This is a genomic window from Streptomyces sp. NBC_00299 (assembly GCF_036173045.1).
Classification (GTDB): Bacteria; Actinomycetota; Actinomycetes; order Streptomycetales; family Streptomycetaceae; genus Streptomyces; species Streptomyces machairae.
Genome location: NZ_CP108039.1, coordinates 8,603,836 through 8,625,909 on the forward strand (window position 1 = coordinate 8,603,836; position 22,074 = coordinate 8,625,909).

Here is a 22,074-nt window from a genome sequence, read left to right on the forward strand (position 1 = left end):
TCTCCTCAGGGGGTCATGGTGCACCGCACCTTGCTGAACGGCAAGATCCACCGAGCCACCGTCACCCAGGCAGATCTGCACTACGTCGGATCCCTGACGATCGATCAGGACCTCATGGACGCCGCCGACATCGTCGAGGGCGAAGCCGTCCAGATCGTCGACATCGACAACGGCGCCCGACTGACCACGTACGCCATCACCGGCGAACGCGGCAGCGGCGTCATCGGGATCAACGGCGCCGCCGCCCATCTCGTCCACCCCGGTCACCTCGTGATCATCATGTCCTTCGCCGCGCTCGACGAGGCCGAGCGTGCCGCCCACCGGCCGCGGGTCGTCCACGTCGACAAGGCCAACCGGATCGTCGCGCTCGGCGCCGACCCCGCCGAACCGGTACCCGGCGCGGCCGACCAGTTCTCGGGCACCTTCACCCACCCCGCGCCACGCCAGGCCGGCGAGCAGGAGAGGAACTGAGCCATGGCCAACCCCTTCGACGACGACAGCGGAGTCTTCCGCGTCCTGGTCAACGACGAGGGCCAGCACTCCCTGTGGCCGGACTTCGCGCCCGTACCCGAGGGCTGGTCGTCGGTGCACGGCCCCGGCGACCGGGCGGCCTGTCTGGAGTACATCGAGCGGCATTGGACGGACATGCGCCCGCGCAGCCTGGCCGAGGCCATGCGCCGGGCCGAGGGCTGATGGCCGGCCGCCCGGCCGTGGAGGACGTCCTCCCCCTGTCGCCCATGCAGGAGGGGATGGTCTTCCACGCCCTGTACGACGACCAGGGCCACGACGTCTACACCGGCCAGATGACCCTCCGTCTCGAAGGGCCGTTGGACGAACGTCGCATGCGGGTGGCCGTCGAGAAGCTGCTCGCCCGGCACGCCAACCTGCGCGCCGCGTTCCGCTCCCAGCGCTCCGGACGGCCGGTCCAGGTGATCAGGAGTGCGGTCAAGGTTCCCTGGCAGGTCACCGACCTGTCCTCCCGGCCCGCGGACGAGCGCGAGCCCGCATTCGAGAGGCTCCTGGCGGACGACCGGGCCGAGCGGTTCGACCTGGCCCGCCCACCGCTGGTCCGGTTCCGGCTGGTCACCTTCGACGAGCGGCACCACTGCCTGGTGATCTCCTCGCACCACCTGCTCTGGGACGGCTGGTCCGCCCCCGTCCTGGTGCGCGAACTCTTCCAGCTCCACGCCTCGGGCGGCGACATCGAGGCCCTGCCCCGCGTCCGTCCCTACCGCGACTACCTGGCCTGGCTCGCCCGACAGGACCGAGCGGCCGCCGAGCGGTCATGGCAGGCCGCACTCAACGGACTTGACGGGCCGTCACTCGTCGCGCCCGAGGCCCGGAACCTCCCGGCCGAGGAGCCCGAGCGGCTGGCGTGGGAACTCTCCGAGCAGTCCACCGACGCGCTGACCGCGGCCGCCCGTACCCATGGACTCACGGTCAGCACCGTCCTCCAGGGCCTGTGGGCCGTCCTGCTGGGCCGGCTGACCGGCCGCACGGACGTCGTCCTCGGCGCCACCGTCTCCGGCCGCGACGCAGACGTCCCCGGCATCGACGCCATGGTCGGCCTCTTCATCAACACCCTGCCGGTCCGCGTGCAGTTACGGCCCGGGGAGCCGCTCGCGGACCTGCTCGTCCGGCTCCAGTCCGAGCAGTCCGCCCTCCTCGACCACCGGCACCTCGGGCTCGCGGACATCCAGCGCGCCGCCGGGCGGACCGTCCTCTTCGACACCCTGCTGGTGTTCGAGAGCTACCCCATCGACGACGACGGCATCGCCCGTGCGCTCGGCCCCGACGGACTGCGCATGACCGGGGTGTCGGTCCACGACGCCACCCACTACCCGCTCACCCTCACGGCCCTGCCCGGTCCCCGGCTGACACTCACCCTCAGCCACCGGCCGACCGTGCTGGACCGTGCCGCGGTGACTCGCATCGCCGAACAACTCACCCTTCTCATAGGAGAGTTCGCTCAGGCGCCGACAACCCCCGTTGCCCGCCTCGGTGTCCCGCCTGTGGACGAGTCCCACGCCCCGCGTGATCTCTCCCTCCCGCACGATCCCCCCTCCCCGCACTCCACGGTCCGCGCCCTGTTCGAGGACCAGGCGGCCCGCACACCCGACGCCGTCGCCGTCCTCCAGGGCGACACCACCCTGACCTTCGCCGAACTCGACGCCCGCGCCGATCGGTTGGCGGCCGCGCTCACCGCGCGCGGCGCCGGCCCCGAGTCGGTGATCGGCGTGGCCCTGCCCCGCAGCCCGGCCCTGGTGACCGCACTCCTCGCGGTACTGAAGGCCGGAGCCGCCTGCATGCCGGTCGACCCCGGCTACCCGCCCGACCGCATCGCGCTGATGCTCGACGACGCCCAACCCCGCCTGATGATCTGCGATCCGCCGACCGCACAACAGCTCGTCATCAAGCGGGAGTTGGTCTGCCGGCCGGACGCGGAGGCCGCCGTAGACCGACAGCGTCGACCGCAGCTGTCGCCCGAACACCCCGCGTACGTCATCTTCACCTCGGGCTCCACAGGCCGCCCCAAGGGCGTGATCGGAACCCAGCGGGCGTTGGCCAACCGCCTCACCTGGGGCCGCGAGCTGGGCGACGCCTCGCCCGGCGTCCGTGTCTCGAAGAGCCCCCTGAGCTTCATCGACGGCCTCACCGAACTGCTCGGCGCGCTGCTCGCGGGCGACGCAGTGGCACTGGCCGACGACGGGACGACCGGCGACCCGACGGCCCTCGCCGCCCTGGCCGACCGCCACGAGGCAACGCTCCTCACCGCAGTGCCCAGCCTCTACACCACCCTCGTCGAATCCGCCCCGCCGGATGCCTTCTCCTCCGTCCGCACCTGGATCTCCAGTGGCGAAACCCTCCCCGGCGAACTGGCCGAGGCCATCACCCGGCGCTGGCCCCGGGCCCGGCTGGTCAACCTCTACGGCTGCTCCGAGGCGGCGGGCGACAGCCTGATCCACGTCCACGACGGCGGCGAAGGCGCGGTTCCCCTCGGCCGGCCGATCGCCAACACCCGCGCCCATGTCCTCGACCCGTTCCTACGGCCGTCGCCCGTCGGCGCGATCGGCGAGCTGTACCTGGCCGGCGACGGCCTGGCCCGCGGCTACCACAACCAACCCGGCCGCACCGCCGAACGCTTCGTCGCCGCCCCCTTCGGCCCTCCGGGCAGCCGCCTGTACCGCACCGGCGACCTGGCCAGGCTCCGGTCCGACGGCACCGTGGAGTTCCTCGGCCGGGCCGACGACCAGGTGAAGATCCGGGGCTTCAGGGTCGAACCCGGCGAGATCGAGGCGGCCGTACGCGCACTGCCGGGTGTCGGCCGGGCCGCGGTCGTGGCCGGACAGGACGGCTCGGCACCCCACCGCCTGGTCGCCTATGTCGTGGCAGCCCCCGGCGCCACCACCCACGCACCCGAACCCCTCGCCCTGCGCCGCGCCCTCGCCGAGCGGCTCCCCGGTCACCTCGTCCCGTCGGCCGTAGTGGTCCTGGACGAGCTGCCGCTCACCCCCAGCGGCAAACTCGACCGGCGCGCCCTGCCGGCCCCCGACTTCACGGAGACGTCCACCTTCGAACCGCCCCGCACCGAACCGGAGAAGGTGCTGTGCGGGCTGTTCGCGGAGGTGCTCGGGCTGGAACGGGTCGGCGTCCACGACGACTTCTTCGAACGCGGCGGCGACAGCATCGTCTCGGTCCGGCTGGCCGACCGGGCCCGCAGAGCAGGACTCGCCCTGTCCCCACGGGACGTCTTCACCCACCGCACCCCGGCCGGTCTCGCCCGGGCCCTGCCCGACGAAACCGGCCCCGCGCCCGCGGAGTTCACTCCGACCGGCGCCCCGCTCGTGTCACTCAGCCAGTCGCAGCTCGACAACGTCAAGGCGAGGTGGAGGACTCGATGAGCAAGGCACCCGGGGACGACGGTTCCCTGGTCGAAGACGTTCTGCCGCTCTCCCCGCTCCAACAGGGGCTGCTGTTCCACGCCCTGTTCGACGAGGGCGCCCAGGACGTCTACACCATGCAGTCCCTGGTGGAGATCGAGGGCCCCCTGCGCCCCGCCCTGCTGCGCACCGCCGCCGAGGAGCTCTTCGCCCGGCACGCCAACCTGCGCAGTGCCTTCCTGCACGAGGACCTCGACGAACCGGTGCAGGTGGTGCTCAAGCAGGTCCCCGTGCACTGGACCGACGCGGGGGCCTGCGACGACGCGGCGCTGTCCCGGATGATCGAAGCGGACGCCGCAGCCCGCTTCGACCTCACCGACCCACCCCTGCTGCGCCTCACGCTCACCGAACTGGCCCCCGACCGCTGGCTGCTGGTCCTCACCAACCACCACCTCCTGCTGGACGGCTGGTCCATCCCGCTGCTGGTCCGCGAACTTCTCCAGCTCTACGCCGCCCAACTGGCCCCCGGCACCACGGCCCCGCTGCCCGCCGTAAGGCCGTACCGGGACTTCCTGGCCTGGCTCGCCTCCCGGGACCGGGAGGCCTCCGCCGACGCCTGGCGCACGGCCCTGGCCGGGGCGGCACCGACGGTCCTGGCGTCCTCGGCCGCCGGCATGGTCCCGGTGCCGCCGGAGCTGCACACCCTCCGGCTGACCGAGGAACTGACCGGCCGTGTACAGGACTTCGCGAGGAGCCGGGGTGTCACCGTCAATACCGTCGTGCAGGGGCTGTGGGCGCTGCTGCTGGCGCGGCTGACCGGCCGGACCGACGTGGTGTTCGGCGCGACCGTGGCGGGCCGGCCCGCCGAACTCGCCGGTGTGGAGTCCATGATCGGCCTGTTCATCAACACCGTGCCGGTCCGGGTGACCGTACCGCCCGGCGAGCGGGCGGGTGCCTTCCTGCGCCGCCTTCAGCACGAGCAGTCGAAGCTGATGGACCATCAGCACCTCGGCCTGACGGAGATCCAGCGCATCGCCGGCACGGGCGACCTCTTCGACACCCTGCTCGTCTTCGAGAACTACCCCATCGACGAGACCGCGGTCGCCGAGGCGGAGGCGTCCGCAGGGCTCCGGATCGTCGAGGTCAAGGGCTCGGGAGCCACCCACTATCCACTGACCTTGGCCGTGCTTGCCGAACAACAGCTCGGCGTCGTCTTCGAGTTCCGCCCCGACTGTTACGACCGCACGACGGTGGAGCAACTCGCCGGGCGCTTCGAGCGCCTGGTCCTCGCCGTACTGGCAGACCCGGAAGCCCCCTTGGCCGCCCTGGACGTCCTCGCCCCCGAGGAGCGTACTGCCCTGCTGGCGGGCGGGGCGGAGGAGCGGCTGCCGGTGCGGTACCGCACGATGCCTGAGGCGTTCGAGGCGCAGGCGGCGCGGACGCCGGACGCGGTGGCGGTGGTGGGGGACGGACAGAGCCTGACGTTCGAGCAGTTGAACACGGAGGCCAATCAACTGGCCCGACATCTGGTCGAGTTGGGTGCGGGGCCGGAACGGATCGTGGCGTTCGCCCTGCCGCCGACCCCGGACATCATGGCGGTCCTGCTGGCGATCCAGAAGGCGGGCGCAGCCTATCTGCCCCTGGACCCGGCCTGGCCGCAAGAGCGGATCGCCGGGATGCTGGCGGACGCGAGCCCGGTGGCTCTTGTCACGACGACGGCTGCAACGCCCTTCAAGGGGCTCGGGGCTGCGGCACTTGCGACTCCGCCGAGTGGGGGCGACCAGCCACCGGCCACGGGGAGCCGCTCCCCGGCGTTCCCACCCACCCCCTGCGTAGTCCTCGACGCCCCCGACACCTGCCAACGCCTCGCGGACACGCCCTCCTCCAACCTCACCGACACCGACCGCTCAGAACCACTCCTCCCCGAACACCCCGCCTACGTCATCTACACCTCCGGCTCCACCGGCCGCCCCAAAGCCGTGGCGATCCCCCAGCGAGCCATAGCCAACCTCTTCGCCGCCCACAACGCCGCCCTGCACGAACCGGCCTCCACGGCGGTGGGCGGACGCCCTCTGAGGATCGGCCACGCCTGGCCCATCGCCTTCGACGCGTCCTGGCAGCCCATGCTGTGGATGTTCGCCGGACACGAGCTGCACATGGTGCCCGAGGACGTCCGCCGGGACCCCGCCGCCCTACGGGACTTCCTCAGCCGGCACGGCATCGAGTTCATCGAGCTGTCCCCGTCGCTGCTGGGCGAGCTGGTCGCTCAAGGGGGCGACTGGCAGGCCGAGTTGAAGGTGCTGGGCGTAGGCGGAGAGGCGGTCCCGCCGGACCTGTGGCGCACCCTGCGCGACACCGACGGACTCGCCGCGCACAACCTCTACGGCCCCACCGAGTGCACCGTCGACTCCGCGGACTGCGACCTCGCCCGCACCGAGCGCCCCGCGATCGGCCGCCCCGTGGCGGGCGGCACCCTCTACATCCTGGACGGGCACCTCAACCCCGTACCGGTCGGCGTCGAGGGCGAGCTGTACGTGGCGGGCTCCGGCCTGGCCCGCGGCTACCTCGGCCAACCGGCAGCCACCGCGAGCCGTTTCGTCGCCGACGCGTTCTCCGCGGACCCCGGCGCGCGCATGTACCGCACGGGCGACATCGCCCGCTGGACCGCCGACGGCCTGGTGGAGTGCCTGGGCAGGGTCGACGACCAGGTCAAGATCAGGGGCTATCGGATCGAACCCGGCGAGATCGAGGCCGTCCTGCTGGAGCACGACCTGGTCGAGCGGGCAGCGGTCGTCGTCCGCGAGGACACGCCCGGCGTACGGCGCCTGGTCGCCTACGTCATCCTCTGCGCCCCGCCGACCGAGCAGGCCGAAGACACGGCCGAGCTGCTGCGCCGCGCCGTGGCCGGCGTACTGCCCGACTACATGGTGCCGTCGGCGTTCGTCCCGGTGGACGGCTTCCCGCTCACCCTCAACGGCAAGTTGGACACCGCCGCGCTCCCGGCCCCCTCCCGGTCCGCGGGGCCGGCCGCGCAGCCGCCCCGGAACCCCGTCGAGGAGCGGCTTGCCACGCTGTTCGCCGAGGTGCTCGGACTGGACACCGTCGGCGTGCACGACAGCTTCTTCGCCCTCGGCGGCGACAGCATCGTCTCCATGCGGCTGGCCAGCCAGGCGCGGGCGGCAGGTCTGGCGATCTCACCGCGCGACGTGTTCGAGCGTCCCACGATCGCGGAACTCGCCGAACGGGTCGACGCCGCCGCACGCGCAGGCACAGCCGCACGCCGGGCCGCCGACCCCGACGCGGGAACCGGCGACATCCCCCTCACCCCCGCGCTGGCCTGGCTGACGGAACAGGGCGGGCCGTTCCGTGCACTGAGCCAGGCGCGGTTCCTCCGCACCCCCGCCGACCTGGACCTCGACGAGCTGCACCGCATCGTCCAGTGCGTCCTGGACCGGCACGACCTGCTGCGCTCAACCTTCGCCCGGGCCGAGAACGGCGCGTGGCGCCTCGAGGCCGCCCCCGTGGGCTCGGCCCGCGCTGCCGACTGCGTACGGCGAATCGACGCCGAGCGGCTGGACCACACGGCGATCGGCACGCTGGTGCCGGAGGCGTTCGACGAGCTGGTCGCCGAGCTCGACCCGGCGTCCGGGGCGATGGCGCGGTTCCTGTGGTTCGACGCGGGCTCCGGTCGCGAGGGACGTCTCCTGATCGTGCTGCACCACCTGGTGACCGACGCGGCGTCCTGGGGCGTTCTGGTCGCCGACCTGGCCGCCGCCCGGGAGGGCAGGGCCCTGTCGCCCGCGGGCACGTCGTTCCGCGAGTGGGCGCGGGCACTGCAGGACCTGGCGCAGAGTCGAGCTGCCGAACTCGCCTTCTGGAAGGGCGTGCTGGACCGGCCCGAGCCGCCTCTCGGAGGAAGACCACTCGACCCCGCACGGGACACCAGGGCAACGATCCGCAGGCACTGGACCACGCTGGGCCCGGACCGCACCGCACCCCTGACCGCCACTGCCGTCCAGGACGTGCTGCTCACCGCACTGGCGCTGGCGGTACCGGCCTGGCGCACCGCACCCGATTCCGCCGACCCGACCGACGCCTCCCTCCTGATCGCCCTGGACGGCCACGGCCGCGAGGAACACCTCCTGCCCGGGGCAGACCTGTCCAGCACCCTCGGCTGGTTCACCAGCGTCTTCCCCGTCCGGCTGGACGCCGGCGCCGCGCCCGGAGCGGACCAGGTGCGACGCATCCGCGACCAGCTGACCGCCCTGCCCGACAAGGGAATCGGCTACGGCCTGCTCCGCCACCTCAACCCGGACACGGCCGCCCAGCTCTCCCCACTCCCCGAGCCGCAGGTCCAGTTCAACTACCTGGGCCGGATGACGATGGGCGAGCGCCAGGAGACCCCCCTGTTCACGAGCGCCCCGGAGACCGGAGCCATGGGCAGCGGCGCCGACCCCGAAATGCCGGCCCACTACGCCCTCGTCGTCGACGCGGTGATCACCGGAACCGACCTGTCGGTGTGCTGGCAGTGGCCGGAGCGGCTCTTCACCGACGCGGAGATCCAACGGCTGGCCGCGCTCTGGATCTCGTCCCTCGAACTGCTCCTGAAAGGCGGAGACCAGTGACGGAGACCCCCACCGCCGACCTCGCGGCCCGCAAGCGCGAACTTCTGCGCCGCAGGCTGGAGAGCGCCGGCCTGGCCGACACCGCGGCCCGCTCCGAGCGGATCCCACGACGCCCCGCGGACACGGCCCGGCTGCCGCTGTCGTACGCGCAGTCCCGGATGTGGCTGCTCCAGCAGCTCGACCCGGCCAGCCCCGCGTACAACGTCTGTCTGGCCATCCGCCTGCGCGGCCCCCTCGACTCTGGGGCACTCCGCACGGCCTTACAGGGCCTGATCGACCGCCACGATGTACTGCGCACCCGCTACCCCGCCGCCGAGGACGGCACGCCGGAGCAGATCGTGGACGCGGTGGCGGAGGTCGACTTCGCCACCGCCGACCTGCGCGCACTGCCGGACGAGAAGCGGGACCGCCGGGCGACGGAACTCGCCCGCACCGCCTCGGCGACCGCTTTCGACCTGGCTGCCGACCACCCGTTGCGCACCCTGCTCATCCAGCACGCCGAACAGGACCACACCTTGGTCTTGACCGTCCATCACATCGCCTGGGACGGGGGGACGTTCAACGCGCTCTCCCGCGACCTGAGTGCCCTCTACCGATCGGCGGCCACCGATGAGCCGTCGGGGCTCGGTCAACTACCGCTTCAGTACGGCGACTTCGCGCACTGGCAGCGCACCACCTGGACCGACGAGCGACTCGCCGAGCACCTCGACCACTGGCGAACCGCCCTGGTCCCCGCACCCCGCCCTCTCGCCCTGCCCACCGACGCCCCACGTACCGCCCGCCCCACCGCGCACGGCGACCGCCGCTTCCACACCTTCGCCCCCGACGTCACCGACCGGCTCACCGCCTTCGCGCGGGGCGCCGGCGCGACCCCCTTCATGGTGCTGTTCGCCGGGCTGTCGGCCTTGCTGCACCGCACCACCGGCGCCACCGACATCCCGATCGGCTCGGCCGTCATGAACCGTGACCTCCCGGGCCTCGAAAAGCTGATCGGCAACTTCGGCAACACCCTTGCCCTGCGCGCCGATCTCGACGGTGACCCAGGCGTCGCCGAACTCGTCGAGCGTGTACGGCAGTTGTGCACGGACGGCTACGCCCACCAGGACATGCCCTTCGACAAGCTGGTGGAGCAGCTGGGGCCGGAGCGTCAGCCCGGGCGCTCCGTCTACTTCGACGTCATGCTCCTCTTCCTCACCCAGGGACTCGAAGGCCCGCAGCTGCCAGGGCTGACGGCGCAATGGGAGACCGTCCACAACGACACCACGCAGTTCGACCTCTCCCTGGAAGCGTTCCTCACCGGCGGCCGTCTGCGGATCGAGGCCACCTACCGCAGCGCCCTGTTCACCGCGGACACCGTCGACCGACTGCTCCGGCATCTGGAGACACTCCTCGCCGAAGCACTCGCCGACCCCGAACTGGCGCTCTCCCGGCTGCCGTTGATGACCCCGGCCGAGCAGCACCAGGTCCTGGAGGACTGGAACGCCACCGAACACCTGGTTCCCGCCACCCACCTCACGGGCCTCCTCGACGAGCAGGCCGCCCGCACCCCCCACGCGCCCGCCCTCGTCGCCGACGACGGCCGGACCGCCCTCGACTACGCCGAACTGCACACCCGCGCCAACCGCCTCGCCCGGCTGCTGATCTCCCACGGCGTCGGCCCCGAGCACCTGGTGGGGGTGGCCCTGGACCGCGGAACCGACCTCGTGGTGGCGCTCCTCGCCGTGCTGAAGGCCGGTGCCGCCTACGTCCCACTGGACACCGGCTACCCGGCCGAGCGGCTCGCGTTCATGGTGGAGGACGCGGCGCCGACGCTCGTGCTGACCACCACGGACACGGCCCGAATCCTGCCCCCCGGAGTGCCGCTGCTCCTGCTCGGCACGGACACGGACACGGGCATCGATACGGACACAGGCACGGACGCGGGCACGGACACGGACACCACCGCCTTCGACTCCGCCGAACTCACCGACGCCGACCGCCTCCAGCCCTTGCGCCCCGAGCACCCCGCCTACGTCATCTACACCTCCGGCTCCACCGGCCGCCCCAAGGGAGCCGTCGTCCCGCACGCCGGGATCGTCAACAGGCTGCTCTGGATGCAGGAGACATACGAACTCGGGCCTGAGGACCGGGTGTTGCAGAAGACGCCGGCCAGTTTCGACGTCTCCGTCTGGGAGTTCTTCTGGCCGCTGATCACCGGGGCCGAACTCGTGCTCGCCCGTCCCGGCGGCCACCGCGACCCCGGCCACCTCGCCGAGCTGATCCGCGACCGGCGCGTCACGACCGCGCACTTCGTCCCCTCGATGCTGCGGGTCTTCCTCGACGACCCTGCCGCCGGACAGGCCCGCGGCGTCCTGCGCCGACTGGTGTGCAGCGGCGAGGCCCTGCCCACCGAACTCGCCGAGCGCTGCGCCGAGGCGCTGCCCGGAACCGAGCTGCACAACCTGTACGGCCCCACCGAGGCCGCCGTGGACGTCACCGCCTGGCCGTGCGCCGAGGGGACGAGGTCCGCCACCGGTTCCGTACCGATCGGCCGCCCGGTGTGGAACACCCGCACCCTCGTCCTGGACGCCCACCTTCGCCCGGTCCCGCCCGGCATCCCCGGCGAGCTCTACCTCGGCGGCGCCCAGCTAGCCCGCGGCTACCTCCGCCGCCCCGGCCTGACCGCCGACCGCTTCGTCGCCGACCCGTACGGCCCGCCCGGCTCCCGCCTCTACCGCACCGGCGACCTGGTGCGCTGGAGCGCGCAGGGGGCGCTGGAGTTCCTCGGCCGGGCCGACGACCAGGTGAAGATCCGCGGCTTCCGTGTCGAGCCGGGCGAGACCGAGGCGGCCTTGGCCGCGCTGCCCGGCGTGTCCCAGGCCGCGGTGACGGTACGTCAGTATCAGCCGGGCGACCCGCGGTTGGTCGCGTATGCCGTAGCCCAGCCCGGCACCATGCTGGAACCCTTGCGGATCCGGCAGGACCTCAAGGCGACACTCCCGGAGCACCTGCTCCCAGCCGCCGTCGTGATCATCGACGAGCTGCCGCTCACCCCCAACGGCAAACTCGACCGCGCGGCCCTGCCCGCCCCCGACCTCTCCGACCTCACCACCGCCACCGCTCCCCGCACCGAGGGGGAGGCGAACCTGTGCGCCCTGTTCGCCGACCTGCTCGGGCTGCGCTCGGTCGGTGTCCACGACGAATTCTTCGCCCTCGGGGGCCACTCCGTGCTGGCCACGCGCCTGGTCGCCCGTATCCGGGCCGAGCTCGGCGCCGTCGTCCCGCTGCGGGCGGTCTTCGACACGCCGACCGTGGCCGCGCTCGCCCCGCTCCTGGAGACCCCGGCCACCGAGCGACGCCCCGCGCTGCTGCCGGCCCGCCGCCCGGACCCGGTGCCGCTGTCCTCCGCGCAGGCGAGGCTGTGGTTCCTCCACCGGCTGGAGGGCCCGGGTCCCACGTACAACATCCACACCGCAGTACGCCTCACGGGAGCACTCGACGCCGACGCGCTGCGAGCGGCACTCCACGATGTCGTGGCCCGGCATGAAGCGCTGCGGACGGTCTTCCCGGACACCGACGGGACGCCCTGTCAGCGAATCCTGCCGGCGGCGACCGTCCCCTTCGAGGTGGTGGCGACCCACCCGGCGGAACTCGACACACTGCTGAGCGAGGCCGCCGGGTACTCCTTCGCGCTGGACGCCGAGATCCCCGTACGGGCAACGGTGTACGCCCTCGCTCCCGACGAGCACGTCCTGTTCCTGCTCGTCCACCACATCGCCACCGACGGCTGGTCCGCGGAACCGCTGCTGCGCGACCTGGAGACGGCCTACGCGGCGAGGACGCGCGGCACCCGGCCCGACTGGCCGCCGCTCGCCGTGCAGTACGCCGACTACACGCTCTGGCAGCGGCAGTTGCTGGACGAAAGTGGCGTTGCCCAGGCCGAACTGGACTACTGGGTACGGCAGTTGGAGGGACTCCCGGAGGAACTTCAACTCCCCGCGGACCGACCGCGCCCGGCCGTTGCCGGGTACCGGGCCGGTGCCGTGGACTTCACCCTCGACGCGGAGCTTCACCGCAGGCTACGAGACCTGGCCGCCGAGACCGGCGGCACCGTCTTCATGGCGCTTCAGGCAGCCCTCGCGGCCTTGCTCGGCCGGCTGGGTGCAGGCGACGACATCCCCCTCGGCACCCCGGTCGCCGGACGGGGCGACGCGGGCCTCGACGATCTCGTAGGCCTCTTCGTCAACACCCTGGTGCTGCGCACCGACATCTCCGGTGCCCCGACGTTCCGCACGCTGCTCGCCCGCGTGCGCGAAACCGACGTGGACGCCTACGCCCACCAGGACCTGCCGTTCGAACGGCTGGTGGACGCGCTCGCCCCGACCCGCTCGATGGGCCGCCACCCGCTGTTCCAGGTGATGCTCGCCCATCAGCAAGCCCCGGACGAGACACGGGACTTCGCAGGGCTGACGCTCGGTGAACTGCGCGTCGACTTCTACACGGCGAAGACCGACCTCGCCTTCCACGTCTTCGAACGGCCGGACGGCGACGGCATCACCGGCGCGCTCGTCTTCAGCCGTGATCTGTACGACCACGAGACCGCGCAGGACATGGTCGAACGGTTCGTGCGGCTGGTCGGCGAGCTGGCCGGGAGTCCGGACCTGCCGGTGACCCTGGCCGACGTCCTCACCCCGCGCGAGCGCTCCCTGATGCTGGGGGAGTGGAACGACACCGCGCACCCCATGCCCGCCACCACCCTGACCGCCTTGGTCGAGGAGCAGGCGGCGAAGACCCCTGACCTCGCCGCCGTGGAGTACGGCATCGAGGGCGGCACGCGACTGACGTACGCCGAGCTCAACGCCCGCGCCAACGCCCTTGCCCGGCAGCTGACGTCGCTGGGCGTCGGGCCCGAGCGTCGCGTCGGCATCCATCTGGAACGCTCGGTGGAGATGGTCGTGGGGCTGCTCGCCGTGCTGAAGGCGGGCGGGGCCTTCGTCCCGCTGGAGCCGTCCTGGCCGGCGCGCCGGATCGCCGAGGTGTGCCGGAGCGCGACGCTGACGGCGGTGCTGGGCAAGCAGGGTGACGGAGCCGTGCTCGCGGACGACGCCCCGCCGTTCGTGGAGGTGCGGCTGGACGGCCCGCAGGAGCCGGAGAACCCCGCCGTCCCCGTCGATCCCGAAGGCCTCGCGTACGTCATCTACACCTCCGGCTCCACCGGCGTCCCCAAGGGCGCCATGATCCGCCACCGGGCCATCGCGCACCGGCTGTTGTGGCAGCGCGAGTTGCTCGGCTTCGGCACCGGGGACGCGGCCCTGTTCAAGGCGCCGCTCGGCTTCGACATCTCCATCAACGAGATCTTCCTGCCGCTGGTGAACGGTGGCCGGGTGGTGATCGCCGAGCCGGGAGGCGAACGCGACGTCGACTACCTCCTCGACACCGTCGAGCGGCACCGGGTCACGTTCACCTACCTCGTCTCCTCGATGCTCGACCTCCTGCTGGAGCTGGACGGGTTCGCACGGCGGGCCCGCTCGCTCAAGCACGTGTGGTGCGGCGGCGAGGTGCTCACGCCCGAGCTGTTCGCCCGCTTCCGCGCCGCGAGCCCCGCGGTGATGTACCACGGGTACGGGCCGGCCGAGGCCACCATCGGCGTCAGCCATGTCGTCTACCGAACCGGCGCGATCCGCAGTGCCGTTTCCATCGGGCGGCCCAACGGCAACACCCGGCTCCACGTCCTCGACGACCGGTTGCAGCCCACTCCGGTCGGGGTGCCCGGCGAGCTGTACGCCGGCGGCGTCTACCTCGGCCGCGGCTATGTGAACGACCCGAGCCGCACCGCCGACCACTGGGTCGCCGACCCGTTCGGCCCGCCCGGCGAACGGCTCTACCGCACCGGCGACCTGGTGAGGTGGCAGCGCGACGGCACCCTGGAGTTCCTCGGCCGGGCGGACAACCAGGTGAAGATCCGCGGCATGCGCGTCGAGCTGGAGGAGATCGAGGCGATCCTCGAACAGCATCCGGGCGTCCGGCGCGGGGTCGTCGTCATCAGGGAGGACGCCCCGGGCGTCAAGCAGCTCGCCGGGTACTACCTGGCCGCCGGCGACCTCGGCGACCTGCACGGCTGGGTCCGGGAACGGCTGCCCGAGCACATGGTGCCGCGCACGCTCACCGCCCTCGACGCCTTCCCGCTGCTGCCCTCCGGCAAGGTCGACCGCGGTTCGCTGCCCGCGCCGGATACGACGGCTCCCGGTGCACCGACTCGGGAGCCTGCCAATGAACGCGAACGGCAGCTCTGCGAGTTGTTCGGATCCGTCCTCGGGCTGGGGCGTGTCGACGTCGACGACAACTTCTTCGAACTGGGCGGCGACAGCATCGTCTCCATCCGGCTGGTGACCCTGGCCCGCAAGGCGGGTATCGCCCTCAGCCCCCGGCAGGTCTTCCAGACGCCCACCCCGGCAGGGCTGGCGGCCGCGTCCGCCCAGCCCACCGACACCGGCCTCGTCGACGAGCCGGTCGGCGAGACGGACCTCACCCCGATCATGCGCTGGACGGCCGGCCCCGACGGCTCCTACGACGGGCTCGCCCAGGCGGTCCTGCTGGTCACTCCGCCGGATCTCACCCACGACGCCGCCGTCGACGTACTCCAGGCGGTACTGGACCGCCACGACATGCTCCGCGCCCGGCTGACCGACCGGTTGGCGGTGCCTGCCGAAGGAGCGGTGCGTGCCGGCGATGTGCTGAGCCAGGTGCGGGAGGCAGCGCTCGACGATCAGCTGGCCGCCGCCGTGGCCCGGCTCGACCCCGCGGGCGGGCGCATGCTGCAGGCCGTCTGGTTCACCGACACCGGCCGACTGCTCCTGGTGGCCCACCACCTGGTCGTCGACGGCGTGTCCTGGCGGGTCATCACCTCCGACCTGGCGGAGGCCTGGCAGTCCGGGCGGACCGCCCCGCGCACCGGCACGTCCTTCCGAACCTGGAGCAGGCTCCTCGGCGAGGAGGCCCGCAAGGCCGAGCGGGTGCGCGAAGTGCCCTGGTGGACAGGGGTGTTGGAGAGCGGCCGGCCGCTGCTCGATCGCACCGTCGACGCCGGTGGCGCGCTGCGGGAGCAGAGGCTGGCGCTCCCGCCCGCGATCACCGGACCGCTGCTGACCGCGGTGCCCGCCGCCTATCATGCGGCCGTCCCCGACGTCCTGCTCACCGCCTTCGCACTGGCCGCCGCGGCCTGGCGGGAGCAGCGCGGCGACCTGACCGGTGGTTCCCTGCTCGTCGGTATGGAGGGGCACGGGCGCGAGGAGGGCATCGCCGAGGGCGTCGATCTGTCGGCCACGGTCGGCTGGTTCACCACCTTCCACCCGATCGGCATCGACCCCGGCCCGCTCGACCTCGACGAGGCCCTGTCCGGCGGACCCGCCGCGAGCACGGCGCTCAAGCGGATCAAGGAACAGCTGCGTGCCGTACCGGACCACGGCCTCGGATACGGCCTCCTGCGCCACCTCAACCCGGACACCGCGCCCGCCCTGGAGAAACTGCCGCAGCCGCAGATTCTCTTCAACTACCTCGGCCGATTCACCGCGTCCGGCCCGGCGGGCGAGCCCTGGGAGCTGGCCCCCGAGGCCCCCATGCTGCGGGTGCCACCGCCGGAAGGCGGGGACCGCGGGCGGCCCACGGCCTTCGGGCTGGAGATCAACGCCGTGGCCGTCGAGGAGGGGGACGGCGTCCGGCTGCATGTCTCCGCGTCCTGGCCGGACGCGTTCCTGACCGAGTCCGAGGCGAGCGAGCTGCTCGGCCTCTGGGAGCGCGCCCTGCACGGCCTCGCCCGGCACGCCGTGGAGGCCCCCGCGGGCGGCCTCACCCCGTCGGACCTGCCCTTGGTCGAACTGACCCAGGAGGACATCGACGACTTCGAGCACGACTTCGACGACTTCTGAGCCATCACGGACGACTGGACGACTTCGGAGGAACCGGTGACGCAGCACCACCCGACCGCGGACGAGCTGCTCCGCTCGGTCACCGACACATTCGGCTCGGAGGCAGCGCCGAGCGACGACGACAGCCTCATCGCCTGGGGACTGGACTCGATCACCCTGATGAAGATCGCGGGCGGCTGGCGTAAGCAAGGCGTCCGGGTCAGCTTCGCCGAACTGGCCAAGGAACCGACCCTGCGCGCCTGGCGAGAGCTGCTGGCGGCCCACGTCCCGGCCGCGGCGCAGCCCGCAGAGCGGACACCGGCCCTGCCGCCCCCCGCCCCCGAACCCCGCGAGCCCTTCCCGCTGGCCGTCATGCAGCACGCCTACTGGATCGGCCGAGGCGACGAGACCACCCTCGGTTCCGTCGCCGCTCACCTCTACGTCGAGTTCGACGGCTCGGGCGTCGACCCCGAACGGCTGGCCGCGGCCGTACGAGCCCTGGCGGCCCGCCACGGCATGCTCCGCGCCCGCTTCACCGACGACGGCCGCCAGCAGATCCTGCCCGAACTCGCGCCGCCCGCGACCGTCGTCAACGACCTGCGCACCCTGGACGCGGACGCGGCGACGGCCGCACTGGAGGACGTCCGGCACTCCGCCTCGCACGCCCGCCTGGACGTCGCGGCCGGCGAGGTGTTCTCCGTGCAGCTCTCGCTGCTGCCCGACGGGGCGAGCCGACTGCACGTCGACGTCGACATGCTCGCCGCCGACGCCCTCAGCTACCGCGTGCTGCTCTCCGACCTCGCCAAGCTCTACGAGAGCCCCGCCGCATCGCTCCCCCCGATCCGCACCAGCTACCCGGAGTACCTCGCGGAGCGCACGGACGTACGGCGGCTGAGCCGGGAGCAGGCACAGCAGTGGTGGCAGCGGCGGATCCCCGAGCTGCCGAGCGCACCCGAACTCCCGCTGGTGCCCGAGCCGGAGCGCACCGACCCGACCCGGGTGACCCGCCGGCATCACTGGCTGCCGCCGGAGGAGAAGCGACGGCTGACCGCGCGTGCCCACCAGCACGGGCTGACCCCGGCCATGGCGGTGGCGACCGCCTTCTCGGAAGTCCTGGCCGCCTGGAGCGGACAGCCGCGCTTCCTGCTGAACGTGCCGATGTTCGACCGCAGGGGCTCCCACCCCGACGTCGACCTGCTCGTCGGCGACTTCACCAGCTCGGTGCTGCTCGACGTCGACCTGGTCGAGCCGGGCTCGTTCACCGAGCACGCGCGGCGCCTGCAGGACCGCATGCACACCGACGCGGCCCATTCCGACTACTCCGGCGTCGAGGTCCTGCGGGACCTGTCCCGGCAGAACGGCGAACAGGTCCTGGCGCCCGTGGTGTTCACGAGTGCGCTCAATCTCGGTGAGCTCTTCGACTCGGGCGTACGGAAGTCCTTCGGCAAGCCCGTCTGGATCATCTCCCAGGGGCCGCAGGTACTCCTCGACGCCCAGGTGACCGAGGTCGACGCCGGCCTGCTAGTCAACTGGGACGTCCGTGAGGACGCCTTCCCGGCCGGCATGGTCGACGCGATGTTCGCCGCGTTCCACGGCCTCGTCACCCGGCTCGGCACCGACGACACGGTCTGGGAGCAGCCGCTGCCGGCCCTGCTGCCTGCCGAGCAGTCGGCGGTCCGCGCCAAGGTGAACGCCACCGAGGGGCCGCGTACCCACCGGCTGCTGCACCAGGGCTTCTTCGAGCGGGCGGCCGAACAGCCGGACGCTCCCGCCCTGCTGTGGGCCTCCGAAGGCGCCCTTTCCTACGGCGAGTTGGCGGACCGTGCGCTTCGTACGGCCGGCGCGCTGGTGGAGCGGGGCGTGCGCGCCGGCGACACGGTCGCGGTCAGCCTCCCCAAGGGCCCCGACCAGCTCACCGCCGTGCTGGGCGTGCTGGCCGCCGGCGCCGCCTATGTGCCGGTCGGCGTCGAGCAGCCTGCGGCCCGCCGCGACCGTATCCGCACAACGGCCGGGTTCCGCGTGGCGCTGACCGACGGACGCCCCCGCGAAGGCCTCGATGCCGTGCCGCTCGCCGAGGCGGTGCGCTCGGCGCCCCTGACCGAACCCGTGCCGGTCGACGAAGAGCAGCCCGCCTACGTGCTCTTCACCTCGGGCTCGACCGGCGAGCCCAAGGGCGTGGAAGTGCCGCACCGTGCGGCCATGAACACCATCGACGACCTCAACGACCGCTTCGGCGTGGGCACGTCGGACCGCTGTCTCGCCCTGTCCGCCCTGGACTTCGACCTTTCCGTGTACGACATTTTCGGGCTGCTGAGCGCGGGCGGCGCGGTTGTCCTCGTGGACGACGGTGACCGGCGTGAGGCGAGCCAGTGGGCCGACCTGGTGCGCACGCACGTAGTGACCGTCCTCAACTGCGTCCCCTCACTCCTCGACATGCTCCTCCTCGCCACCGCACCCGGTGAACTCACCGGCCTGCGCGTCGTGTTGCTCGGCGGCGACTGGGTCGGCACCGACCTGCCGGGGCGGCTGGCCGAACGGGCGCCGGGCTGCCGGTTCACGGGACTGGGCGGGACGACGGAGACCGCCATCCACTCCACTGTCTGTGAGGTGACGGTCCCTCAAGTCCCGTCGCACTGGCGGGCGGTGCCGTACGGCACACCGCTGCGCAACGTGCGCTGCCGGGTCGTCGACGTACACGGACGGGACTGCCCGGACTGGGTGCCGGGGGAGCTGTGGATCGGCGGGGAGGGGGTGGCGCTCGGTTATCGGGCCGATCCGTCCCGTACGGCCGAGAAGTTCACCGAGGCGGACGGGCTGCGCTGGTATCGCACCGGTGACCTCGCGCGGTACTGGCCGGACGGCACCCTGGAGTTCCTCGGCCGCCGGGACCACCAGGTCAAGGTGCGCGGGTTCCGTATCGAACTGGGCGAGGTGGAGGCGGCGCTCGCCGGTCACCCCGCCGTACGGCGCGCCGTCGCCGGGCTGACCCGGGGCCAGGGCGTCCAGCTTGCCGCAGCCGTCGCCGCCGACGCGGGGACGGCCGAGGAAGAGTTGCGGGAGTGGGCGCGCTCCGTGCTGCCGCCGCACATGGTCCCGGCCCGGATCGCCGTGGCCGAGGAACTGCCCCTCACCTCCAACGGCAAGCTCGACCGGCGCGCCGTACAGGAGCTGTGGCAGGTGGCGGACACGGACACCCACCGGGCACCCGGCACCGCCCTGGAGACGGTCGTGGCCCGCGTCTGGCAGGACGTCCTCGGCGTCGAACGCGTCGGCCTCGACGACGGATTCTTCGCCCTCGGCGGCGACTCGGTGCTGGCCACCGTGATCGTCGGCCGGCTGCGCGAGGCGCTGGACACCTCGGAGGTGACCGTACGCTCGCTGTTCGCGACCCTCACGGCCGGCGGTATGGCCAAGCGACTCTCTGCCGAGGAGGAGACGCCGGGGCGGCTGGAACAGGTCGCCGCGATCCATCTGGAGATCGAGGACATGTCGGCGGCGGAGATCGACTCCGCACTGCGCGACACATGAGAAGAAGGGGTGGGTGCCGTTCGGGCACCCACCCCTCCTCCGTTCCCCCTCGGGCGGTTCAGTCGAGCTTCTTGAACCCGGGCTCCAGGTTGTCCAGCGCCCACGGGACGCCGAGCGCGGACGGGCTGCGCAGCTGGCTGACGGTCGCGACGTCGGTCACGACGTACCTGTCCTCCTTCACCGCGGACATGTTCTTCACCAGGTCACTGGCCTCGAAGGCCTTCTTCAGGTCCGGCGTGGTGAACGCGATGACGACCAGGTCGGCGTCGAGCTTGTCGAGCTGTTCGAAGGACAGTTCACCCGTGGGGCTGCCGTTGACCGTCTTGATGTTCTTCACCGCCGGGGGCAGGGCCATTCCGACCTCGCTCATCAGCTTGGCGGCGAAGTCGTCCTCGGAGGCGATGGTGAAGATCTTGGCCGGAGTGTTTCCGATCGACAGGCTGTAGGTCTTGCCCTCCAGCTTCGGGTGCTTCGCCTTCACCGCGGTGATGCTGTCCTCGGTCGCCTTGATGACCTGCGCGCCCTGCTCCTCCTTGCCGACGGCCTTGGCGACCACCTGGACGTGCTCCTGCCAGGTCTGCTGCCCCCAGGCCGTCTCGTAGCCGATGGTCGGCGCCACCGCGGCGAGCTTCTTGTAGTCCTTGTCCAGGGTGAAGTCGGAGGTGGCGAGGATCAGATCCGGCTGGAGGGACGCGACCTTCTCGTAGTCGACGGCGGTCAGGGTGTCGAGGAGCTCGGTCTTCTCGGTGTCGATCCTGTCCTTCAGCCACGGGTAGACGCCGTCCTTGCTGAGGGCGTCCTTGGAGACGGCGACCGGCGTGACGCCCAGGGCGTACAGGGCGTCGATGTCGTCGGTGCCGCCGTTGCCGATCACCACGATCCGCTCCGGCGCCTTGGTGACCTTCGTGGTGCCGAACTTGTGCTTGATGGACACCGGGAAGGCGGACGAGGAGTCCGCCTTCGCGTCGTCGGAGGCGTCGGCGGAGGCGTTGGAGTCGTCTTCGACGGAGCCGCAGGCTGCCAGGGCGGCCGCGAGGGCGACGGTGAGAAGGGTGCTGAGAAGCTTTCTCGACATGCGCGCCAGTAAAGCAAGGTAAGCCTTGCCTTAGCAACGCATCTCGGACAACTTCTTTGATTTTGGCCGTAGTTGACGCTGCTCGATCACGGCTGAGCGGTGAGATAGCCACCCATGGTGCGGAAGTAGTCGGTTGCCGCGTGCTCCGTGCCGTCCTCGGTGCGCAGTCGCCGGATGACCAGCCCCGGGTGGCGGCCGCTGTGGGCGTCCGCGCCGGCCACGATGACCACGCCGTCGCCCTCGCGGATGAAGATGCGCCCGGGTGTGCCGCCGTAGCGGCCCTCGGAGACGGCGGCCGAGACGATCCCGATCCGCCGGCCGCGATGGAACGTGTACGCGTTCGGGTACGGGTCCGACTGGGCCCGTACGAGGCGCTCCAGGCGCTCCGCAGGCCAGCTCCAGTCGATGCGGCTGTCCTCCAGGGACCGCTTGTGGAAGAAGCTCGCGCGGCGGCGGTCCTGGGTCTGCCAGTGCGAGGCGGCCCTGCCGGAGTCTATGAGGTCGAGCGACTCGCGCACGATGGGGGCGATCAGGTCAACTGTGCGGCGGAACAGGTCCGTTGCGGTGTCGGTCGGTCCGACCACCACCGAGCGCTGCACGAGGATGTCACCGGCGTCGAGGTCGGCGTTCATGCGGTGCGCGGTGACGCCGACGCGCTCCTCGCCGTTGATGAGCGCCCAGATGATGGGGGAGAAGCCGGCGTAGGCCGGCAGCAGTGAGTCGTGGACGTTGAGCGTGCCGTGCGGGGGGAGGTCGAAGATCTCCGGCGGCAGCCAGGTGCGCCAGTTGTTGGCGACGAGGATGTCGGGCCTGGCCTCGCGTACCGCGGCGAGGAGTTCGGGGTCGTCGGGTCGGTTGCGCAGAAGGACGGGGACGTCGTGCTTCTCGGCCAGTTCGGCGACGGAGTCGCCCCAGATCTTCTCGTAGGCGTGGTCGCTCTTGGGGTGGGTGACCACGAGGACGACCTCGTGGTCGGAGTCCAGCAAGGCCTGGAGTGTGCGGTGGCCCCAGGTCTGATAGCCGAACATGGCGACGCGCATGCGGTTCTCCCCTTCGGCAGGCTCCATTGCAAGGTAAGGCTA

8 protein-coding genes are annotated in these 22,074 nt (G+C 72.0%); 6 read left to right on the forward strand and 2 right to left on the reverse strand.

The window, feature by feature from the left end:
- Positions 1–15 precede the first annotated feature (15 nt).
- The 6 genes from panD to OHT51_RS38245 are packed head-to-tail and all read left to right on the forward strand — an operon-like array spanning position 16 to position 19,917.
- The gene (gene panD, locus OHT51_RS38220) at positions 16–471 is read left to right on the forward strand and encodes an aspartate 1-decarboxylase (RefSeq protein ID WP_443052649.1); all 456 of its coding nucleotides are present in this window, start codon (positions 16–18) and stop codon (positions 469–471) included.
- Between the two features lie 3 nt (positions 472–474).
- Positions 475–693 carry an MbtH family protein gene (locus OHT51_RS38225; protein ID WP_328883475.1) on the forward strand — a complete coding sequence of 73 codons (219 nt, stop codon included), beginning with the start codon at positions 475–477 and terminating at the stop codon, positions 691–693.
- A complete protein-coding gene (locus tag OHT51_RS38230) occupies positions 693–3,902 on the forward strand; it encodes an amino acid adenylation domain-containing protein (protein ID WP_328883476.1) in 3,210 nt (1,069 codons plus the stop codon). The genes OHT51_RS38225 and OHT51_RS38230 overlap by 1 nt, the downstream gene beginning before the upstream one ends.
- Positions 3,899–8,506, forward strand: coding sequence for a non-ribosomal peptide synthetase (locus OHT51_RS38235; RefSeq protein WP_328883477.1), 4,608 nt, complete (start codon positions 3,899–3,901; stop codon positions 8,504–8,506). The genes OHT51_RS38230 and OHT51_RS38235 overlap by 4 nt, the downstream gene beginning before the upstream one ends.
- Positions 8,503–16,410, forward strand: coding sequence for a non-ribosomal peptide synthetase (locus tag OHT51_RS38240; RefSeq protein ID WP_328883478.1), 7,908 nt, complete (start codon positions 8,503–8,505; stop codon positions 16,408–16,410). The genes OHT51_RS38235 and OHT51_RS38240 overlap by 4 nt, the downstream gene beginning before the upstream one ends.
- A 36-nt stretch (positions 16,411–16,446) precedes the next feature.
- The gene (locus OHT51_RS38245) at positions 16,447–19,917 is read left to right on the forward strand and encodes an amino acid adenylation domain-containing protein (RefSeq protein WP_328883479.1); all 3,471 of its coding nucleotides are present in this window, start codon (positions 16,447–16,449) and stop codon (positions 19,915–19,917) included.
- A 58-nt stretch (positions 19,918–19,975) separates the two neighbouring features.
- Here the strand turns inward: OHT51_RS38245 and OHT51_RS38250 are convergent, their stop codons facing one another.
- On the reverse strand, positions 19,976–20,992 hold the full coding sequence (locus OHT51_RS38250) for an iron-siderophore ABC transporter substrate-binding protein (protein ID WP_328883480.1): 1,017 nt from the start codon (positions 20,990–20,992) through the stop codon (positions 19,976–19,978).
- An 86-nt stretch (positions 20,993–21,078) separates the two neighbouring features.
- Complete coding sequence (locus tag OHT51_RS38255; RefSeq protein ID WP_328883481.1) at positions 21,079–22,032, reverse strand: methionyl-tRNA formyltransferase; 954 nt, start codon at positions 22,030–22,032, stop codon at positions 21,079–21,081.
- Positions 22,033–22,074: the final 42 nt, after the last annotated feature.